24 protein-coding genes, 1 tRNA gene and 1 pseudogene are annotated in these 19,383 nt (G+C 60.8%); 18 read left to right on the forward strand and 8 right to left on the reverse strand.

The window, feature by feature from the left end; genetic code table 11:
- Nucleotides 1-8: 8 nt before the first annotated feature.
- The 3 genes from nrdR to M728_RS04675 are packed head-to-tail and all read left to right on the forward strand — an operon-like array spanning nt 9 to nt 2,308.
- Nucleotides 9-482, forward strand: coding sequence for a transcriptional regulator NrdR (gene nrdR, locus M728_RS04665; protein ID WP_026612571.1), 474 nt, complete (start codon nt 9-11; stop codon nt 480-482).
- Between the two features lie 18 nt (nt 483-500).
- Nucleotides 501-1,691, forward strand: a complete 1,191-nt coding sequence (gene ribD, locus M728_RS04670; RefSeq protein WP_026619258.1) for a bifunctional diaminohydroxyphosphoribosylaminopyrimidine deaminase/5-amino-6-(5-phosphoribosylamino)uracil reductase RibD — start codon at nt 501-503, stop codon at nt 1,689-1,691.
- The gene (locus M728_RS04675; RefSeq protein ID WP_026619259.1) at nt 1,691-2,308 is read left to right on the forward strand and encodes a riboflavin synthase; all 618 of its coding nucleotides are present in this window, start codon (nt 1,691-1,693) and stop codon (nt 2,306-2,308) included. Before ribD ends, M728_RS04675 begins: the two co-directional genes overlap by 1 nt.
- Nucleotides 2,309-2,414: 106 nt before the next feature.
- Here the strand turns inward: M728_RS04675 and M728_RS04680 are convergent, their stop codons facing one another.
- From M728_RS04680 to M728_RS04690, 3 genes are all read right to left on the reverse strand, one after another.
- Complete coding sequence (locus M728_RS04680; protein ID WP_026619260.1) at nt 2,415-2,765, reverse strand: hypothetical protein; 351 nt, start codon at nt 2,763-2,765, stop codon at nt 2,415-2,417.
- A gap of 333 nt (nt 2,766-3,098) precedes the next feature.
- Nucleotides 3,099-3,635 (reverse strand): GNAT family N-acetyltransferase, encoded by a 537-nt coding sequence (locus tag M728_RS04685; RefSeq protein WP_026619261.1) that lies wholly within the window; start codon nt 3,633-3,635, stop codon nt 3,099-3,101.
- A 35-nt stretch (nt 3,636-3,670) separates the two neighbouring features.
- The gene (locus M728_RS04690; protein WP_026619262.1) at nt 3,671-4,174 is read right to left on the reverse strand and encodes a cupin domain-containing protein; all 504 of its coding nucleotides are present in this window, start codon (nt 4,172-4,174) and stop codon (nt 3,671-3,673) included.
- A gap of 318 nt (nt 4,175-4,492) precedes the next feature.
- Here M728_RS04690 and ribH point away from each other — a divergent pair, with 318 nt between their 5' ends.
- From ribH to M728_RS04710, 4 genes are all read left to right on the forward strand, one after another.
- Nucleotides 4,493-4,954 carry a 6,7-dimethyl-8-ribityllumazine synthase gene (gene ribH / locus M728_RS04695; protein ID WP_026619263.1) on the forward strand — a complete coding sequence of 154 codons (462 nt, stop codon included), beginning with the start codon at nt 4,493-4,495 and terminating at the stop codon, nt 4,952-4,954.
- Nucleotides 4,951-5,433 (forward strand): transcription antitermination factor NusB, encoded by a 483-nt coding sequence (gene nusB / locus M728_RS04700; RefSeq protein WP_026619264.1) that lies wholly within the window; start codon nt 4,951-4,953, stop codon nt 5,431-5,433. Before ribH ends, nusB begins: the two co-directional genes overlap by 4 nt.
- Before the next feature lie 4 nt (nt 5,434-5,437).
- Nucleotides 5,438-6,667, forward strand: coding sequence for an MFS transporter (locus M728_RS04705; protein WP_026619265.1), 1,230 nt, complete (start codon nt 5,438-5,440; stop codon nt 6,665-6,667).
- Between the two features lie 201 nt (nt 6,668-6,868).
- Nucleotides 6,869-9,004 (forward strand): sodium-translocating pyrophosphatase, encoded by a 2,136-nt coding sequence (locus M728_RS04710; protein WP_026619266.1) that lies wholly within the window; start codon nt 6,869-6,871, stop codon nt 9,002-9,004.
- 67 nt (nt 9,005-9,071) lie between these two features.
- Here the strand turns inward: M728_RS04710 and M728_RS04715 are convergent, their stop codons facing one another.
- Nucleotides 9,072-9,578, reverse strand: coding sequence for an outer membrane protein assembly factor BamE (locus M728_RS04715; protein ID WP_026619267.1), 507 nt, complete (start codon nt 9,576-9,578; stop codon nt 9,072-9,074).
- Between the two features lie 137 nt (nt 9,579-9,715).
- Between M728_RS04715 and M728_RS04720 the strand changes: the two genes are divergently transcribed.
- From M728_RS04720 to M728_RS04745, 6 genes are all read left to right on the forward strand, one after another.
- Nucleotides 9,716-10,252, forward strand: a complete 537-nt coding sequence (locus M728_RS04720; RefSeq protein ID WP_026619268.1) for a ubiquinol-cytochrome C chaperone family protein — start codon at nt 9,716-9,718, stop codon at nt 10,250-10,252.
- Nucleotides 10,253-10,328: 76 nt separating this feature from the next.
- Entirely contained in the window at nt 10,329-10,880 is a 552-nt protein-coding gene (locus M728_RS04725; RefSeq protein WP_026619269.1) for a DUF177 domain-containing protein, read from the forward strand.
- Nucleotides 10,881-11,073: 193 nt separating this feature from the next.
- On the forward strand, nt 11,074-12,117 hold the full coding sequence (plsX, locus tag M728_RS04730) for a phosphate acyltransferase PlsX (RefSeq protein WP_026619270.1): 1,044 nt from the start codon (nt 11,074-11,076) through the stop codon (nt 12,115-12,117).
- Between the two features lie 18 nt (nt 12,118-12,135).
- A complete protein-coding gene (locus M728_RS04735; RefSeq protein ID WP_026619271.1) occupies nt 12,136-13,107 on the forward strand; it encodes a beta-ketoacyl-ACP synthase III in 972 nt (323 codons plus the stop codon).
- A gap of 94 nt (nt 13,108-13,201) precedes the next feature.
- Nucleotides 13,202-13,540, forward strand: coding sequence for an integration host factor subunit alpha (locus M728_RS04740; protein ID WP_026612556.1), 339 nt, complete (start codon nt 13,202-13,204; stop codon nt 13,538-13,540).
- 131 nt (nt 13,541-13,671) lie between these two features.
- Nucleotides 13,672-14,202 carry a MerR family transcriptional regulator gene (locus M728_RS04745; protein ID WP_026619272.1) on the forward strand — a complete coding sequence of 177 codons (531 nt, stop codon included), beginning with the start codon at nt 13,672-13,674 and terminating at the stop codon, nt 14,200-14,202.
- A gap of 131 nt (nt 14,203-14,333) precedes the next feature.
- On the opposite strand, the gene M728_RS04750 is transcribed toward M728_RS04745, so the two are convergent.
- Complete coding sequence (locus M728_RS04750) at nt 14,334-14,558, reverse strand: hypothetical protein (protein ID WP_026612554.1); 225 nt, start codon at nt 14,556-14,558, stop codon at nt 14,334-14,336.
- A 195-nt stretch (nt 14,559-14,753) separates the two neighbouring features.
- On the opposite strand from M728_RS04750, the gene M728_RS04755 reads away from it, so the two are divergent.
- Nucleotides 14,754-14,830: transfer RNA gene (locus tag M728_RS04755), tRNA-Pro, on the forward strand.
- Between the two features lie 242 nt (nt 14,831-15,072).
- Here M728_RS04755 and M728_RS04760 read toward each other — a convergent pair.
- Nucleotides 15,073-15,363 (reverse strand): tyrosine-type recombinase/integrase, encoded by a 291-nt coding sequence (locus M728_RS04760; RefSeq protein WP_026619273.1) that lies wholly within the window; start codon nt 15,361-15,363, stop codon nt 15,073-15,075.
- A gap of 149 nt (nt 15,364-15,512) precedes the next feature.
- Between M728_RS04760 and M728_RS04765 the strand changes: the two genes are divergently transcribed.
- The 3 genes and pseudogenes from M728_RS04765 (at nt 15,513) to M728_RS04775 (ending at nt 16,772) form a co-directional block, all read left to right on the forward strand.
- Complete coding sequence (locus M728_RS04765; protein ID WP_026619274.1) at nt 15,513-16,130, forward strand: hypothetical protein; 618 nt, start codon at nt 15,513-15,515, stop codon at nt 16,128-16,130.
- 25 nt (nt 16,131-16,155) lie between these two features.
- Nucleotides 16,156-16,451 (forward strand): annotated as a pseudogene (locus tag M728_RS04770) (hypothetical protein); the annotation flags it as partial.
- Between the two features lie 81 nt (nt 16,452-16,532).
- Complete coding sequence (locus tag M728_RS04775) at nt 16,533-16,772, forward strand: hypothetical protein (RefSeq protein ID WP_084044308.1); 240 nt, start codon at nt 16,533-16,535, stop codon at nt 16,770-16,772.
- Nucleotides 16,773-17,065: 293 nt separating this feature from the next.
- Here the strand turns inward: M728_RS04775 and M728_RS04780 are convergent, their stop codons facing one another.
- Nucleotides 17,066-17,875 (reverse strand): hypothetical protein, encoded by an 810-nt coding sequence (locus M728_RS04780; RefSeq protein ID WP_026619276.1) that lies wholly within the window; start codon nt 17,873-17,875, stop codon nt 17,066-17,068.
- A gap of 841 nt (nt 17,876-18,716) precedes the next feature.
- Nucleotides 18,717-18,977, reverse strand: coding sequence for a hypothetical protein (locus tag M728_RS04785; protein ID WP_026619277.1), 261 nt, complete (start codon nt 18,975-18,977; stop codon nt 18,717-18,719).
- A gap of 188 nt (nt 18,978-19,165) precedes the next feature.
- Here M728_RS04785 and M728_RS04790 point away from each other — a divergent pair, with 188 nt between their 5' ends.
- A complete protein-coding gene (locus M728_RS04790; protein WP_026612552.1) occupies nt 19,166-19,372 on the forward strand; it encodes a CsbD family protein in 207 nt (68 codons plus the stop codon).
- Nucleotides 19,373-19,383: the final 11 nt, after the last annotated feature.

Below are 19,383 nucleotides of genomic sequence, written 5' to 3' on the forward strand. Positions count from 1 at the left end.
ACGGCTGCATGCGCTGCCCCTATTGCGGTTCGGAAGATAGTCAGGTGAAGGATTCCCGTCCGGCAGAGGACGGGAACGCCATTCGCCGCCGCCGCATCTGCCCGGATTGCGGCGGCCGCTTCACGACGTTCGAGCGGGTGCAGTTGCGCGAGCTGATGATCATCAAGAAGACCGGTCGGAAGGTGCCTTTCGACCGGGACAAGCTGTTGCGCTCGTTCGAGATCGCGCTTCGCAAGCGGCCGGTCGACCGCGATCGCATTGAGCGGGCGGTCTCTGGCATCGTTCGCCGCCTTGAAAGCTCCGGCGAGACCGAGATACCCTCGGAGGAAATCGGCCTCCAGGTGCTCGAAGCCTTGAAAAGCCTCGACGATGTCGCTTTCGTTCGCTATGCCTCCGTCTATAGGGATTTCTCCCACGCCGAGGATTTCGAGAAAGTCATCGCCGAGATCAGTGCCAAAATCGCACGCGATCCGAGCGAGTAGACCGGTTTGGAGTGCAGGATGGGTGGGCCGACGCGCGAGGACGAACGGTTCATGGCGGCGGCGCTGCGGCTGGCGCGAAGCAATCTCGGCCTCACATCGACCAATCCCTCGGTCGGCTGCCTTATCGTCAAGGATGGCACGATCGTCGGCCGGGCCGTGACGGCTCCGGGCGGGCGCCCGCATGCCGAGACGCAGGCCCTTGCCGAGGCCGGAGAGAGGGCAAGCCGCGCCACCGCCTATGTCACGCTCGAGCCCTGTTCACACCACGGCAAGACGCCGCCCTGCGCCGATGCGCTGATCGCGTCGGGCATTGCCCGCGTCGTCGTTGCGATTCTCGATCCGGACGAGCGCGTCGCCGGCCGCGGCGTGGTCATGCTGCGGGAGGCCGGCATTGCCGTCGACATCGGTGTCCTGCATGACGACGGGGAGCGGGCGCTCGAGGCCTACCTCATGCGTCACCGCATGAAACGCCCGCATGTGACTCTGAAGCTTGCGGTTTCCGCCGACGGCATGATCGGTCGCAAGGGGGAGGGGCAGGTCAGGATCACTGGCGCAATCTCGCGCGCTCAGGTGCAGGTGCTGCGCGCCGAGACGGATGCGATCCTCGTCGGCATCGGTACGGCCAGCGCCGACGATCCGGAACTCACCGTACGGTTGCTGGGGCTTGAAGAGCGCTCTCCCATTCGGATCGTGCTCGACCGCCGCCTTGAGTTGCCCGCCGACTCGAAATTGGTGCGCTCGGCCCGCGACATTCCGCTGATCGTGGTTACCGGTGACGCCGGCTTTCCTTCTCCCCACGCGTGGGGCGAAGGTGCCCGGAGGGAGGACGAGGGGCAGAGTGGACGCACCGCGTTGCCCTTTACCTCAGCCCCGCTTGCGGGGAGCGGGAACGACTACGCTGGGCGCCGGGCAAAGCTGGAAGCCGCAGGCGTCGAGGTGCTGAATGCCGATACGATTGCCGATCTTTTGACGGCACTTGCCTCACGCGGCATCTCATCTCTCCTCGTCGAGGGCGGCGCGCGCGCGGCGCGTGACTTCCTCGACGCCGGCCTCGTCGACCGCATCCTGCTCTTCACCGGTCCTGAGGCCATTGGCGAAGGGGCCATTCGTTCCCCATTTGAACGGAAGTCCGTTCCGGCGGGCTTCACGCTCCGACGCACGGCGCGCTACGGCGACGATATTTTCGAGGATTACGAAAGAGAGAGCTGATGTTCACTGGTATCATCACGGACATAGGCACGGTGGAGAAGGTTACATCGCTCAGAGAAGGCATCAAACTGCGCGTCGCGACCAACTACGATCCGAAGACGATCGATATGGGAGCCTCTATCGCCCATGCCGGCGTATGCCTGACCGTCACGGCCCTGCCGGAGGCCGGCAGTAACGAGCGCTGGTTCGAAGTCGAGGCCTGGGAAGAGGCGCTGCGGCTGACGACCATCGGCGAGTGGGGAGAGGGCACGCGCATCAATCTCGAGCGCTCGCTGAAGATCGGCGACGAGCTTGGCGGCCACATCGTTTCGGGGCACGTCGACGGCAAGGCGGAGATTCTCGCCGTCGAACCGGAAGGAGACGCGGTGCGCTTTCGCTTGCGGGCGCCGGAGCACCTCGCGAAGTTCGTTGCTCCAAAGGGCTCCGTGGCGCTCGACGGCACGTCGCTCACCGTGAACAAGGTCGACGGCGCCGAGTTCGATGTGCTTCTGATCCGCCACTCGCTGGACGTTACAACCTGGGGCGAACGCCAGGCTGGCGATCTGGTCAACTTCGAAGTCGACACGATGGCGCGTTATGCGGCCCGGCTGGCGGAGTTTCCAGCGCCTGCGGCGTGATGACGGGCATCCAACGGGAACCGCTTCTGCCCAAAAACGGCACCGCCCAAATCACATCCGCCCCGGAGAGGGCGGATGTGATGGTGCTCATTGCCCGCGGGGAGGCTCAACGGACATAAATTGTCAGGCTGCCATCGGCTGCCTGTGCGGCACCTGCTATGTTCTTCATCTCGACGTTTCGCGTTTCCAGCTTCGCCGCCAGAGGCTTGTTGGCCTCGATGGCGGATTGTAGCGCCGCCACCTGTTGCGGGGTCTCGTCATTGATCCGCGACCGAACCTCGCTCATACCGCTAAGCGTGTCGACGTCGACGACCCTGAAATCATCGCCCTTGAAGGTACGAACCGTCTGATCGATCTGGCGCGGCCAGTTCATTTCGACGCTGGCGGCATGGGAGATACCGCCGAACGTCAAAGCAGAGAGGGCGGCGATGACGGAAATTTTCGTGATGCGGTTCATTGTCATGTTCCTTGTTTTCGTGCGACCTCCGCCTCGGACAACCGGGCGCGGTTTTTCGCCGAAGCGTCTTTCGCTTTGGCCAGCACTGACCGTTTGCGGACGAGGTCATCCGCAGCAAGGGGCGCTGGACCGTTTCGACTGGTTGGCGCGGCGGTTCCACGTCTTGGGCCGGGGTCTCGCGCCTTGCCAACGGTTAGAAGTTGGGCGCGAATCTGGCCGTTTCCGTGGCGTAAGCGACTGAGAAATAATTAAAAATTGTTCATGTTCTATTTACCGGAACTTGCCGTCGCAACCTGCGAGCAAGCGTTCTCCCGCCATCGCTTGCGCCTCGCTTCAGGGCGCGTTCGCCGAGCGTCGCTCGAACATGATCATCGGCTTGCTGTGATACTTGGTACGCCGGACTTCCTTGAAGCCGTGCTTGAGCGCAACGCGGATCGAAGCCTGGTTGTTGGGATCTATGATGCAGGTCTTCAGCAATCCGGGAAATGCCCGGTCGCCCCAGGCGAGGGCGGCTGTGACGGCCTCCGTTGCAAGACCGCGGCCATGATTCCGGGGAGAGATTGCCCAGCCCATTTCCATCGTACCTTCTAGCGATGGTGTCATCTGGCGATGGGCGTCATGAAAACCGGCTTCGCCGATGAAGGCGCCGCTCTCCTTCTCCTGGATCGCGAAGAAGCCGAAGCCGAAATAGTGCCACATGCCGACCTGGCGCAGGAAGCGCGTCCAGGATTGCTCGCGGGAGTAAGGAACGCCACCGATGTAGCGGGTGACCTCTTCATCGGCGAACAGGGCACTGTAGGCGGGGAAATCGTCGCGCCGATAGGGGCGCAACAGAAGCCGCTCGGTTTCTATGGTAGGCACGCGATGCATGTTTTCTCCGATTGTTCTCTGCGGGGAAATGAAAGTCAGGCGCCCGGCTCGCCGTCCCAATAGTCCGCGGTCGACGGAGCGCGGCCGATGAAGCGGAACGATGCCTTCGCCTCGCCCGGCCGACGTGTCTTCGCGAGGAACTTGCCGGAATCGGGATATTCACAGATCTCTGTCGCCGCCACCGTGGAAATGGCCAGATATCTGAGCGGCACGGTGCCGGTATTGATGAGGTGATGCGCTGTCTCGGGGCCGCCGGCGGGGGCTCCGAGCACGTCGCCAGGTCCGACCACATAGCGTTCGCTGCCGAACCGGTATGTTCCCTCTCCCTCGAGAACGACGAACAGCTCTTCTTCGACATGATGGTTATGGAACGGGCATCCCGATTTTCCCGGCGGAACCTCGCCGTAGCTAATGCCGAGGTTGTCGAGGCCAAGCAGCATGCCGAAGGAGGCATCGCGACACTCGAAGAACGAGCCTTGGCGCCAGTGGTCGAGATCGAGATTTTTCGGATTGACGATCGGCTTCCGCGCTTCCGCCATGACGTTTCTTCCTCCTCCGATGAACACCTCAGCCATGCAGGCTTTGGCACCAGTCATAGTTGAGGTTTTAAGGGTACTCGGCTTCGTTGCAAAGCGGATTGCGTGCTTTCCGAGGCGGTGGCATTGCGCAAAGTTTACGATTGGCAACAAAGGCGCCGCCTCCGCTCGGCGATCCGGCGGCGCTGCCGCATGGAAGGCGGCTATCGGCGCGGCAAATAAACCCGTTCGGCGGAATTTGCTTGCCATTCCGTGCCGGGCATGGTTTGACCGCACGCCTGCGCCGGCAAGTCCGGCCCGGTTTTTCAAGACAGGTGATCCATGGCGAAAACCAAGCCCGTCCACATCCTGATTGTGGAAGCGCGATTCTATGACGATCTGGCCGACGCTTTGCTCGACGGAGCGAAACACGCGCTCGATGCAGCCGGCGCCACTTATGATATCGTGACCGTCCCCGGGGCGTTGGAAATTCCCGCGGCGATCGCCATGGCGCTCGACGGTGCGGATGAAGGCGGAACCGAATATGACGGCTTCGTTGCACTCGGTATGGTGATCCGTGGCGAAACCTATCATTTCGACATCGTCGCCAACGAGTCCGCGCGCGCCCTGATGGACCTCGCCGTCAGTGAAAGCCTTGCGCTCGGCAACGGTATCCTGACGGTCGAGAATGACGACCAGGCCTGGGCGCGTGCCCGTCGGTCGGAGGGCGACAAGGGCGGCTTTGCCGGACGCGCGGCCCTCACCATGATTGAATTGAAGAATAAATTGGGCGCAGAAAAGTGACGAATACCCCCTCGGATCAGCCGCGGAAACAGGTGAACCAGCGTGGCGCGGCGCGCCTCGCGGCCGTTCAGGCGCTTTACCAGATGGATGTTGGCGGCACCGGCGTCCTGGAGATCGTCTCCGAATACGAAGAGCATCGCCTCGGCAAGGAACTGGACGGCGACACCTATTTGAAGGCGGATGCCGCCTGGTTCCGCTCGATCGTTTCCGGCGTCGTGCGCGACCAGCGTAAGCTCGACCCGTTGATCGGCTCGGCCCTTCAGGACGATTGGGCGCTTTCGCGGCTCGATTCGACCGTCCGCGCGATCCTGCGCGCAGGCACCTTCGAGATACTCGAGCGCAAGGACGTTCCGGTTCCGGTGATCGTCACCGAATATGTCGAGATCGCCAAGGCCTTTTTCGAGGACGAGGAGCCGAAGCTCGTCAACGCCGTTCTCGACCGGATCGCCAAGCAAGTCCGCGGCGAACGGCGGAAATAGCCCGATGGTTGCTGCGGCCGCGGAAGATATGGGCACGGTTCTTCGCGAGGCGCGCCGGAACGTGTTCCTGCTCTCGATGGCCCAGGCGCTGCTCGGCGTCGTCGGGCCGATCAGCTTTGCTGTCGGCGGCGTTGCCGGCCACCAGTTGCTCGGCGACGACAAGTCCCTCGCGACCGCCCCGCTCACCGCCTACAATGTCGGCATGGCGCTCGGCGTGATCCTCGTGGCAATGCTGTCGCGGCTCCTCGGCAGGCGCTATGCGTTCATGATCGGCGCCGCGATCGCCGCGATCGGAGGCCTGGTGGCGACGGCTGCCCTCTTCCGGGAAAGTTTCTGGCTGTTCGCAGCCGGCCTGGCCATTCTCGGCTCTTCCAACGGCTTCACGCAGAAGCTCCGTTTTGCCGCCGCCGACGCGTCGCCCTCCTTCTACAAGCCGAAGGCCATTTCCTGGATTCTAGGCGGTGGCATCGTCTCGGCGATCCTTGGTCCTCAGATCGTCATCCTGGCCGGTGATTACTTCGCCCCCGTATGGTTCGCCGGCGCCTTCGTCGCGCTGCTGCCGGTTTGTCTTGCTGCGCTTTTCTTCTTCGCTCCCTTGCGGTTGCCGGATCATAAGGCGGCATCGGCCGGGCATGCATCGCTTCCCGCACGGCCATTGCGCGAGATCGTCGGCAGCCAGCGCTTCCTGACCGGCATGATCTGCGGCATTTCCGCCTATGCGCTGATGACCTTCATGATGACGGGAGCGCCAATAGCCATGGTCGTCGGTTGCGGATTTTCGAACGATCTCGCGACGCTTGGCATTCAATGGCATGTGCTGGCGATGTTCGGTCCAAGCTTCGTGACGGGCTGGTTGATCAGCCGGTTCGGCGCCGAGCGCATCGTCGGCTGCGGTCTGCTCTTGCTGATGGCATGTGCGGCGATTGCCCACCTCGGCATCGCGCTCTGGAACTTCTGGGGCGCGCTCGTCCTTCTCGGGCTCGGTTGGAACTTCGGCTTCATCGGTGCAACAGCGATTGTCGCCCAGAGCTACCGGCCGCACGAGGCGGATAAGATTCAGGGCTTTCACGACATCGTTCTATTCTCCGCTGTCGCCGGCTCATCCTTTGCTTCGGGCAAGGTTCTCGCAGCTTACGGATGGGACATGCTGAACGCCGTGGTCTGGCCCGTCACCGGCCTCTGCCTCTTCCTCCTCCTTCTGTTGACCCGCGCGGACAAGCGAGCCGCCGCCTGAAAAGCGTTGTTTCCCGCAAAGTTTCTCGGGCGACTGGCAGGCTGGCACGCGGGCAATTTCAGGGGCTTGACGATCCACATTCGCAACCGCACTCTGGCCGCGCCGCGAGAACGCGCCGCTTGAGGAGGCGGCGTGCGATTCGCGGAGAGGGGCCTGCGGCAGGGAGTGAGCCCGCGGGTTGAAACGGAGGATAGTTGCGAAATGACCATACTTTTGGGCGTTATCGCATGCGGGTTGCTTTCGGTGGTCTATGCCATCTGGGCGACACAGTCGGTGCTTGCCGCCGATCAGGGGAATGCCCGCATGCAGGAGATTGCAGGCTTTATCAGAGAGGGGGCGCAGGCCTACCTCATGCGTCAATACACAACCATTGCCATTGTCGGTGTCGTCGTCTTCATCGCCGCGTGGATGCTTCTCTCGAGCGCAGCGGCGATCGGCTTCCTGATCGGCGCGGTGCTTTCGGGCGCGGCCGGCTTCATCGGCATGCATGTCTCGGTCAGGGCCAATGTCCGCACGGCCCAGGCCGCTTCGGTCAGCCTGGCCTCCGGTCTCGATATCGCCTTCAAATCCGGCGCGATCACCGGCCTTCTGGTCGCCGGTCTCGCGCTACTGGGGGTATCGGTCTACTACTTCGTGCTCACCGCGGGGCTCGGGCATGAGCCGGCCGCGCGCGAGGTGATCGATGCGCTGGTGGCGCTCGGTTTCGGTGCGTCGCTGATCTCGATCTTCGCCCGTCTCGGCGGCGGGATCTTCACCAAGGGCGCTGACGTTGGCGGCGATCTCGTCGGCAAGGTGGAAGCAGGCATTCCCGAGGATGATCCGCGCAATCCGGCGACAATTGCCGACAACGTCGGCGACAATGTCGGCGACTGCGCCGGCATGGCGGCCGACCTCTTCGAGACCTATGCGGTTTCCGTGGTCGCGACCATGGTACTCGCGTCGATCTTCTTCGCCGGGACGCCTGTACTCTCGACGGTCATGATCTATCCGTTGGCGATCTGCGCGGCCTGCATCATCACCTCGATTATCGGCACCTTCTTCGTGAAGCTCGGCACCAACGGATCGATCATGGGCGCGCTGTATCGCGGGTTGATCGTCACCGGTGCGCTGTCGATCTTCGGCCTCGGGGCGGCGACGTCGCTGACGATCGGCTGGGGTTCGATCGGGACGGTTGCGGGCCAGGATGTCACCGGTTGGGCCTTGTTCGCATGCGGCATTATCGGCCTCATCGTCACCGCCCTGATCGTGGTCATCACCGAATATTACACCGGCACCAACAAACGGCCGGTGAATTCGATTGCCCAGGCCTCCGTCACCGGTCACGGCACGAACGTGATCCAGGGGCTCGCCGTGTCGCTGGAGTCGACCGCCTTGCCGGCGATCGTCATCGTCGGCGGCATCATCGCCACCTATCAGTTCGCCGGCCTCTTCGGCACCGCCATCGCCGTCACCGCCATGCTCGGGCTCGCCGGCATGATCGTGGCGCTCGATGCCTTCGGGCCGGTCACGGACAATGCCGGCGGCATTGCCGAGATGTCGCATCTGCCGCCGGAAGTGCGTAAATCGACCGATGCGCTCGACGCGGTCGGCAATACGACCAAGGCCGTGACTAAGGGCTATGCGATCGGCTCTGCGGGTCTCGGCGCCCTGGTTCTCTTCGCGGCCTATTCCAACGATCTCACCTATTTCGCGGCGAACGGCGACAAGCATCCTTATTTCGCCGACGTGGGCACGATCTCCTTCGATCTCTCAAATCCCTACGTCGTCGCAGGTCTGATCTTCGGCGGCCTCATTCCCTATCTCTTCGGCGGCATAGCCATGACCGCGGTCGGCCGGGCTGGGGGTGCTGTCGTCGAAGAGGTGCGCCGGCAGTTCAAGGAAAAGCCGGGAATCATGGAAGGCAAGGACCGCCCGGATTATGGACGGGCCGTCGACATGCTGACCAAGGCGGCGATCCGCGAAATGATCATCCCGTCGCTCTTGCCGGTTCTCGCACCGATCGTCGTCTATTTCGGCGTGCTGCTGATCTCCGGCTCGAAGGCCTCGGCCTTCGCCGCACTCGGCGCCTCCCTCCTTGGTGTCATCGTCAACGGGCTGTTCGTTGCGGTTTCGATGACGTCCGGGGGCGGCGCATGGGACAATGCGAAGAAGAGCTTCGAGGACGGTTTCGTCGACAAGGACGGCACGCGCCACATGAAGGGCTCGGATGCGCATAAGGCTTCGGTGACCGGCGATACCGTCGGTGATCCCTACAAGGACACGGCTGGTCCTGCGGTCAATCCGGCGATCAAGATCACCAATATCGTGGCGCTACTGTTGCTCGCGGTTCTCGCCTGAGGCGCTGCCATCAATAAGAAGGCCCGCGAAGTCGGCTTCGCGGGCCTTTCCGTTTTGCTTCGCCTCGTCAGTTGCCGAAGTTCTTGAAGAGGTTTTGCGCCGCGCCCTTTCCGGCACCGGGGCCGCTCAGGAGCTGGCCGAGGAAGCTCGTTTCCTTGCCGCCCGTCGGCGTCGTGCGCGACAGCATATCGAAGACCTTGCCATCCTTCAGCGTGTAGTGCGCAAGCTGGCTGACGACGCCTTCCTGGTCGAAATAGACGGCGAGGATCGACTGGTCGATGAGCTTCGGCTTCATGAAGGCGACCGGCCGCTTACGCGTCTGCGAGATGTAGTAGAAGACCTCGTTGTCGAAGGTCGCGGTCGTCGAAGGCGTGCCGAGCGAGAGCAGCACCTGTTCGCGGCTCGACCCGACCGGGACGAGATTGAGCGTCTCCTTGTCGACGACATAGCCCTGGTGCAGGACTTCGCCGACATTGGCGGATGTGCAGGCGGAAAGGGCGGTAGTGCAGAGGGAGGCCACGAGTACGGCACGGCTCAGAGCTTTCAGGTTCGATGTCATATACCGCTTCGTCAAGGACTGCTCCCCTGGGGTAACGATGGCAGATCGGCCATTGCAATTCGTGCATGCTTCGGTAAACCAGCTTCGGCTATCATGCAACAACGTCATGGGCGTGCGCCCATGATTTCGAAAAAGCCTCGGCTGGCCCTGTGATGATTTTCGGACTGTTCAAGAAGAAAAGCGGCAACATTGCGATTGTGGAGCGCCAATATGCGCTGCTCACCGCGGCGGCGCGCCAGCCGTTTCTCTATACCGATCTCGATGTGCCGGATACCGTCATGGGTCGCTTCGAGATGTTGTCGGCGATCCTGATCCTCTATTTCCGGCGCACGCGCGCCTCCGCGCGGGCCGGCCAGGAGATCGCACAGGAGATCGTCGATGCCTTTTTCGAGGATGTGGATCATTCCATCCGCGAACTCGGCGTCGGCGACGTGAGCGTGCCAAAAAAGATGAAAAAGTTCGCCGGCATGTTCTACGGCCGCCTCGAATCCTATGCGGCAGCGCTCGAGGGGCGTGACGGCGGCGCGCTTGCGGCTGCCTTGCGGCGCAATTTTCACCCCGGAGCGGACGAGCCGCCGTCGATGCAAGGCCTGGCGTCCTATCTGCTTGCGGCCGAAACCGTGCTGTCGGAGGCTCCGGAGGAGATCGTCGAAACGGGTCAGTTGCGCATCCCGCCTGCCGGAGCGTAATAGGGGCGTATAATCCATCGCTCAGAGCAGCGCGCCGGCTGGCCGCGATGCTGCAGGCGCGAGGAAGGATCCTGTCATGAAGCACGAGAGCAAACCGGCATTCTCCTACCCGGTGAGGGTGGGGCACATCTCGGCAAATCCCGTCACTCTCCATTTGTCGGCGAGCGAGACGGAGCGGCGCGCTCTTGCCGATCTTTGGAGAGTCGACGACGTCCTTTCGCTCGAAGCCGACCTGCAGGTCGCGCGCTGGAAGAAGGACGGCGTGAAGATCAAGGGTGAGGTGCATGCGCGCATCGTGCAGACCTGTGTCGTGACCTTGGAGCCGGTAGAGGCGAACATTCGCGAGCCGGTCGAAGCGATCCTGGTGCCGGAAGGCTCTCGGCTTGCCCGTCAGGCGGACAATGACGGCGGCGAGATGATCCTCGATCCGGAAGGTCCCGATATTCCCGACACTTTCGAGGGTGATACCATCGATGCAGGCGTGGTTGTCAGCGAGCACGTGGCGCTCGCCATCGACCCTTATCCGCGTAAGCCAGGCGCCGTTTTCGGCGAACGCATCGAAAGCTCCGCGGCGGACGACAAACGTCCGAATCCGTTTGCCGTGCTGAAGGACTTGAAAAAGGATTGAAACGGCATAGGCCGGGCCTACAATTCGGTTGTCACGCAGGCGAAAAGCAGTATTTTGGCCCGACTCCAGCCGATGGGGCCGTTGTGCCGGACGTTGCATGCTGGCCCAAGTGTCAGAAGGAACATGGATCGCCGCCGCCTGAAAACTGAGCGGCGAGACGCGTTGCGTGGCGGGAAAAAAGGATAAGACACGCGTGGTCAGAATTTCACTTGACGTTATGGGGGGCGACTATGGTCCTGAGGTCGTCATCCCGGGCGCAGCGAGGGCGCTCGAACGTCATCCGGACATAAAATTTGTTCTGTTCGGTCAGGAAGCGCGATGCGCCGAATTACTGGCCAAGTACCCGAAGCTCCAGGCGAGCAGCACTTTCCACGATTGCGAGATCGCCGTCGGCATGGACGAAAAGCCGAGCCAGGCACTCAGGCGCGGACGCGGCAAGTCGAGCATGTGGAAGGCGATCGACGCGATCAATGCCAACGCGGCAGATGTCGTCGTCTCGGCAGGCAATACCGGCGCCCTGATGGCGATGTCGGTCTTCTGTCTCAGAACCATGCAGGGCATACAGCGCCCGGCGATCGCCGCCATCTGGCCGACGCTCAAGGGCGAGAGCATCGTGCTCGATGTCGGCGCGACGATCGGCGCTGACGCGCAGCAACTCATGGATTTCGCCCTGATGGGCGGTGCCATGGCCCGCGCCCTGTTCGAAGTCGAGCGTCCTTCGGTAGGTCTGCTGAACGTCGGCGTGGAGGAGATCAAGGGCCAGGAAGAGGTCAAGGAGGCCGGGCGGCTCATCCGTGAGGCCAACATCGAAGGGATCGACTACTACGGCTTCGTCGAAGGCGACGACATCGGCCGCGGTACGGTGGACGTGGTCGTGACCGAGGGTTTTTCCGGCAACATCGCGCTCAAGGCGGCCGAGGGCACCGCTCGCCAGATCGCCGAGTATCTACGAGCCGCCATGTCGCGCACGCTACTTGCCAAGATAGGCTATGTCCTTGCCAAGGCTGCTTTCGACCGAGTGCGCGAGAAGATGGATCCCCGCAAGGTCAACGGCGGCGTCTTCCTGGGCTTGAACGGCATCGTCATCAAGAGCCATGGAGGCACGGACGCCGAAGGTTTCGCCGCGGCGATCGATGTTGGCTATGACATGGTGAAGAACGGCCTGAAGGCGAAGATCGAGGCCGATCTGGCACGATATCACGGCGCCGAGCCGTCCGAAGCCCTTCCGCGAGCATGAATGAAGAGGTTTGAGTAGATGATCCGTTCTGTCGTTCGCGGCTTCGGTGCAGCGCTGCCCAAGCGGGTGATGACCAATAAGGAAATGGAATCCAGGGTCGACACGTCTGACGAATGGATCGTGCAGCGGACCGGCATTCGCCAGCGCTATATCGCAGGCGAGGGCGAAACGACCGCGTCGCTCGGCGAGGCGGCTGCGCGTGCAGCGCTCCGGAGCGCCGACCTGACGGCGGATGACCTCGACTTGATCATCCTGGCGACCTCGACCCCGGATAACACCTTTCCGGCAACCGCGGTCAACATCCAGAACCGCCTCGGCATGCGCCATGGAGCGGCCTTCGACATGCAGGCGGTCTGCTCCGGCTTCGTCTATGCGGTCGCGACGGCGGACGCCTACATTCGCGGCGGCCTCGCAAAACGGGCGTTGGTGATCGGAGCCGAAACCTTCTCGCGCATTCTCGACTGGTCGGACCGTACGACCTGCGTGCTTTTCGGTGACGGCGCCGGCGCGATCATCCTGGAAGCGCAGGAAGGCGAGGGCACCAATGCCGACCGCGGCGTGCTGACGGCGCAGTTGCGCTCCGACGGCATTCATGGCGACAAGCTCTATGTCGACGGCGGCCCTTCGACGACCGGCACTGTAGGCCATCTGCGGATGGAGGGGCGGGAGGTCTTCAAGCACGCCGTCGGCATGATCACCGACGTGATCGAGGCGGCTTTCGAGGCGACCGGCACGACGGCGGAGGACGTCGACTGGCTGGTTCCGCACCAGGCCAACCGCCGCATTATCGACGGCTCGGCGAAGAAACTCGGTATTCCGCTCGAAAAGGTTGTGGTGACGGTCGACCTGCATGGCAATACGTCCGCCGCCTCGATCCCGCTCGCGCTCGACACCGCAGCCTCCGACGGGCGCATCAAGAAGGGCGATCTCGTGATGCTCGAAGCCATGGGCGGCGGCTTCACCTGGGGCTCCGTTCTCGTCCGCTGGTAAAGAAAATAATGAACCCAGGCAGGCGCTTGACCGCCACAGACAAGGGCAATAGTCTTCAATCGCTGATCGGCATGCCAGACATCGGTGGGGGAAGATGAGCGGAAAAACAGTAACGCGAGCAGACTTGGCTGAGTCGGTCTTTCGAAAGGTGGGGCTATCTCGGACGGAGTCTGCAGAGCTTGTGGAGACCGTTATCGACGAGATTTGCAACGCAATCGTGCGTGGCGAGAGCGTGAAACTGTCTTCTTTCGCAACGTTCCAGGTGCGCGACAAGAACGAGCGTATCGGACGCAATCCGAAAACCGGCGAGGAAGTGCCGATTTCCCCGCGCCGGGTGATGACCTTCAAGGCTTCGAATGTGCTGAAGCAGCGGGTGCTGAAGGCGCATTTGAGCCGCAAGGCCAAGCAGAAGCAGTCCGGTTCGGCCTCCTGAACTGCCGTCGGCGACCACAAATGTGGTTGAAAACCCTTCCATAAGCCATTGAAATAGGCGTGACTCATGTAATCATCGTGCGATGATCGGTTCGCGCGGTGCGGTGCCGTAAGTCAATGGAAGGGGATGAGATGGAAAAAAGCCCGGATGCCTTCCGCACCATCAGCGAGGTCGCAGACGAGCTCGATTTGCCCCAGCACGTGCTCCGTTTCTGGGAGACGCGGTTCCAGCAGATCAAGCCGATGAAGCGGGGTGGCGGGCGGCGCTATTACCGCCCCGAGGATGTCGACCTGCTTAAGGGTATTCGCCATCTCCTTTACGATCATGGTTATACGATCAAGGGCGTGCAGAAGCTTTTGAAAGCCAACGGCAACAAGTTCGTCGCCGCGATCGCGAGCGGCGATCTCGCCACGGTCGAGGCGCTTGCCGCTTCAAGCAACGAGGAGCCCGCTCCGCCCAAGGCTGGGATCACGGACGAGGACCAGATCGTTGGCCGTGCCAAAGCTCCGGCCAGCCGCCGCTTCTTCTCCTTCGGCGGCAGTAGCGATGAAGCGGAGATATCGATCGGCAAGACCTCCGTCAGCAAGGAGGACCGGGCGCTTCTGCAAGAAGCGCTTTACGATCTTCTCGAATGCAAGCGCTTGCTCGACCAGGTGCGGTAATTTGATGTCCTATGGCATGTTTCCTTAGCCGATTACGGGGCAGAAACATGCGGCAATTCGCGGTGGGTTACGGGTTACGGGAAGCGGGCCTCGGATGCGCAGCAACGAGGCCCGAACCCGGCGCCTCCGAGCTATTCTTCCGCTTCTTGAGCAGATTGCTCTTCTTGCGGCAGCTTTTGCTGCAGGAGGAGCGCGTCAGTCGAGGTCGACTGCTCGGTCTTCGTCACGCTCGCCGTCGTCATCTGCTTGTCGACCGCGTCTGTCGATGCCGTGGTATCCGAATGCCCAAGACAAGCGGCAAACGCTGTCGTCGTCGAGAGTGCGAGGGCGGCTGCAAGTACGAGGATGCTCTTCATCGGGCTGCTCCTGTGGTTGCAGGCGCAGTGTACCCGCCGCGAGGCTCCGGTCCAAATCACAAAACTGTTCTGTCGCCACTCGCAGCGCGGCCGACGGCACCGCTCGCGGCGGCGGAAGGACCGGTAAAAGTCTATTTTCCCCTTGCGCCGGTCGTGTGTTCCGACTAATGAGAGCGGGCTTGTAACGAAGCGGGTCGGAGCGTAGCGCAGCCCGGTAGCGCACTTGACTGGGGGTCAAGGGGTCGTGGGTTCGAATCCCGCCGCTCCGACCATTTTCCGCTTTAGTTTCAATGCGATACAAGAGGCGCTTTCGTTAGCCCTCTCGGATAAGTGGGAACGAAACGCGCTCAGATTCACTGTTCGGGAGTGAATAGTCCCGAAAAAGTCCCGAACGATCCCCGTCATTTGTTCTTCCTTTGTGCGCGTTTCGCGCGGGAAAGCGATTCGAGCGCTTCCGCCACTTCCTCGTCGAGGACGTGGGCATAGCGTGTCGTTGTCTTGATATCGGCGTGGCTCAATGCCTTCCAGTCTTGCGCAAGAGCTTGGTTGCCAGATCATGGCGGAAGTCGTGGAACCGAAAATCCTCGACCTCGGCCTTTGCCCTGATACGCTTCCACTGCGTCTTGAGGCCGCTATAGGTGATCGGGTACCGGTCGCCCTTCTTCCTACCTTCCCCATCTCCCTTGTATGACGCTTTCCCCGTTCGGTTCCTTGCTGCCTGGTACGTGAAGACGAATTCCGGATGATGACCGCGCAGCGGCAGTAGGATATCGCGCACGGTGCTCGTGATCGCCGTCTTGACCATCCGGCCGCCTTTGCATGGGGCAGTGCTGGAATGAAAGAAAAGGCGCCCCCGAAAGCGAGGCACAGGCGCTTTTGTAGGACAAAGCTGGTTAAACTTTTTCACTGGAAGGTTTTGTGAGATATTGTTCCGCGAAGGGATTGGAGGGGGCTATGGCTGGCTCGATGAATTTTTATCAACGCGCCAATTTGAGCATGGGATTGGCGGTAATACTTGGATTTGAGTTGGCTATTTCCCAATCGACGAGAGGTTTGAAGGCCCTTACGTTCGGGTGGTTGTGGGTAAACATAGATACGTTGATTTGGATATTATTTCAATTTCTGTTCAGGATCAAAATAACCCTCGACGACAATGCTTATTTCAAAGCCGGGGAACGTGGCGTGCGAAGTTTGGTTGATTTTTTGTTCTTTGTTCTATCGTCATTCGTGTTTGTAATCGCCGCCGTTTTGTCGTTTGAAGCCCAGCCGTCAACGGCCGTCTTTATTACCGGGGTCATATTGCTTACCGGATGGGTAATTTGCGTTAAGGAACCAGATAAGCCAAAGGAACCAGATAAGCTAAAGGAAACAGGTAGCCAAAAGCCGTGGTGGTTGCTGGTTAACATAGCGTATATCGCGATGCTCTTCCCAATTGCAAGTTCGGGCTTGTTTGGACTGATCGCACCCGCAAACATGCCGTCATGGTCATTAAATCTGCACTTGGGACTTCTCGCTTTGCTTTTCGTCGACTATCTTGTCAGCCGGACGTATTCCCACATGCCTGATTTCTGACCGATCAAGGATTTCCTTGGTTCGCAAGGGGCTTACCGCCGCTGAGTTCCTCCGCGGTTCGACAAGCACGAGCTCCAGATGTCCGCGATCGAGAAGCCGGCGGCCGAAGCCGCCGCCTCAATGCGGGCGGTTGAGAGTTCTCTCAGCAGCCTTTTAGCCGACACCCGCGTTATGCGAGAGATACTGCAGCGGATTGAGGCCAGTCAGCGAGACGGCAATCTCATTCTGCTTCCTGGCGTAAGCTTCAGTCGCCGGAGCCGGCGCCGCGTTTCTTTCCCTTGTCAGGGGGGCCTTGCCGCTGCCGTTCGGCACGTCCATTGACTGTGCCAGAATGATGGCCGGCTGCTCTAGGTGAGCGCCTTCGCCTTTGCCCTGGTCCCCTCTGCCGCGTGGGAAATCAGGGTGCACAGTGTCAGCGGGGCCTCGGCCTTCATCGCCATTACCGTTGCCGGTGTCAGGGCGACCGTTGCCTTCGCCGCCCGGCTCTCGGTCGCGCGGGCCACGGAGATCGGGTCCAACTGGCGTACCGACCCCCTGTGCGAGGATGATCGATCCTGCATCGTCTTGATGAATGTCCGCCAAGCCGGCGACGCCGAGCGCCGGGGCCGACACGGTTCCGGCGAGCATCGCTGCGAGAAATAATCCGTTGCTCATGATCATCTCCTCCAAATCTGCGATGGGACATTCGATTGCGCGTAAGCCGATGCTCTGGCTCGCGTGGTCACAGTTTTCGCGGCTCCTGGAGCCAGCATGCGCCTGTGGGTGTCAGAATGGCGATCTTGTCGCGAACCGCCAAAGCAGCGGGACTTTTGCACGTCCTAACGTCTATCGACAGTTTCAATAGAACCCGAGCCTCGATAGCTTCGCCTTCAGAGAACAATCTTGTCTCGATCGCCGCTGTCACTTACCGAATCACCATGACGGAGGAGAGCAGTTCATGACGGGTCCGTGGGCTGGGTGCCTTTGCTCGGGGCGGAAGAAGAAGAGGCGATCTGGTCTCCCACGGTCTGCAACTCCTCGGCCTTGTTAATAATTCCGATGAGCTTCCACACGCCTATGACGATGCTCGTCAGCCAAACCACCAGTCCGAGCACCAGATCGAAGGTGAGCGTCAACAGCAGCAAAGAATATTTAAGCGCCCATGCAAGGACCCCCGCAATAATTGGTATAAACACCAGCCAATAGGCGAGCACCAGTCCGCTCCGGATAACGATCGGGACCACTAACAAGGTAGTGAGTGCTACTGTCAGGCCCAGAACAAGACGGGCGGTCCATCCCTGCTCCCAGACCATATAGAGCGTCCTCATGATGGCCGTTCCACACCGCGCCAGAAAACCCCAGCCCTGCTCTAGCCACCCTTTTGGCTCCTCCACTTCGGGCGGCGACCTAAACTCGGGATCCTCCTCCCATTTACAATCGGTCCATTCTGTGAAGGTGAAATACACGCTGCACATATATACTGGCCCGTTCGAGCAGACCGTCCCCTGCTGGGCGTCATAGCGGCAAAGGCGCATGCTCTCGGAGAACGCACGCTCAACGAAGAACGGATCGAGTGAACTTAGAGCCTGAATGACCGCTTGGTTTGCTTTTTCGACCGGCGCCAGGACTGCAACCCCGGCGAGGAGGCGTCCGATGACTGGAAGCAGCAGCAACAGGGCGATGAACGGCCACAAGCGAGGTCGAAGGAGCTTGCGAAGCGGCTCGACCAAATAAAACAGGGCGAGGTGTCTCAGGAAGCTGCCCACGGCGATGACCCCAGAAGGGGCAGAACTCTATCATGGTTGATGCTGCGAGTCACACCGCGGCGCTGGCGCCACTCCCACCTACAGCGCCCGACGGTGGATGAATCCCGCAATCTGTGAAGCTGCCGCTCGTCTGCCAATGTTCGCTGTTTGTTCTTATACTATCTCACTGTCATGGTCGAGACAATTGGCGAAGCTTTCACCCTCGGATGGCAACTTAAGGCGCGATGCGCGTATGGCAATCGCGAGGGATTGAAGTCTGTTCGGCAATGCGTCTGGACCTATGACCTTGATATGTTGACGTTGGTGACAACGCGTCGCCGGGACTTTCCGCTGGCGGGGGTCAAGGGTCACTGGTTCAAGTCCAGTCGCTCCGACCATTTTCCCGTTGAATATACCTGCGAATCGAACGCGTTGGGCATTGCGCGGCTCCCGATAAAGCGGAACTAAAAGCGCCCAGAACGCTGCTTTGCGCCCATTCCGAAAAGGTCCAGAACTACAGCGCCGAGCGTCTTTTCAGACGCACAAAGGACGCTGTAGCACTTTGAATTGCTGCATGTTTTTGTCCTTAAATCGGGTACGATTTAAGGACAAAAACATGCAGCAAGGTCGCGGATTCACCCTTCGAACGGCATCACGCCACATCTCCGATGTTGGCCAGCGAGGCCGTGAACATTCGCGCCCGTCGAACGTTTCTTTTCGCGATGCGGCGTTGGTGATGGAGGGTCTGTTATGCGTCCTGACGAGCGTGCCAAGCTGATCGAGTGGTCGGCGGCTGTTGCCGCATTTGCTCTTATCGCGGCGCTCTTAGTCGCAACGTAGCTGCCCCGATTGGCTGCTTGAATTAAATGATGCCGGAGAATTTCTGGCGCTCGCGAATGTAAGCGATGGCAGCAGCCTCCAAGCTCTTGCACTCCTCCTCGGCCTTGAGCAAGTCCGCATCGTCCCTCTGAGTCGAGCATCGAAGAACATCCCGTCGCAAACAGGCATGTTCATAGAACTCGCAAAGCTTCAGGAAGGCGAGGTCGTTGATCATCCACGTGGTATCACGTAGATCGGGCGCCGCCAGAAGCAGCCGGGCCATTCCTGCCTTCTGCACATCCATATCGGACCGCTCGAACCCGGTTGAAGGGTAGCATCTGCAAAAAACCCATGTCTTGAAGGAAAAGTTCCGAGAATGCGTCGCATGAGCCGAAAAAACGCAATCGGTGCGCGAGCTTACGAGAAAATCGAACCTAATCCGCCGTCGCGAGTTTTCAACATACAGAGTGTCTGAACTCAGGAGGAAATGCGATGGATTGGAACCGAGTCGAAGGGAACTGGAAACAGGTAAAGGGAAAGATCAAGGAGCAATGGGGCAAACTTACCGACGATGATCTCGATCGGATCGCGGGCAACCGAGACCAGCTCGAAGGCAAGATCCAGGAGCGGTATGGGATCGAGAAGGACCGCGCACGACGCGATCTCGACGACTGGTACAATCGACAGACCTGGGACTAATGGCTCCAGTT

Origin of the sequence: Ensifer sp. WSM1721 (assembly GCF_000513895.2) — a bacterium.
Lineage (GTDB): Bacteria > Pseudomonadota > Alphaproteobacteria > Rhizobiales > Rhizobiaceae > Sinorhizobium.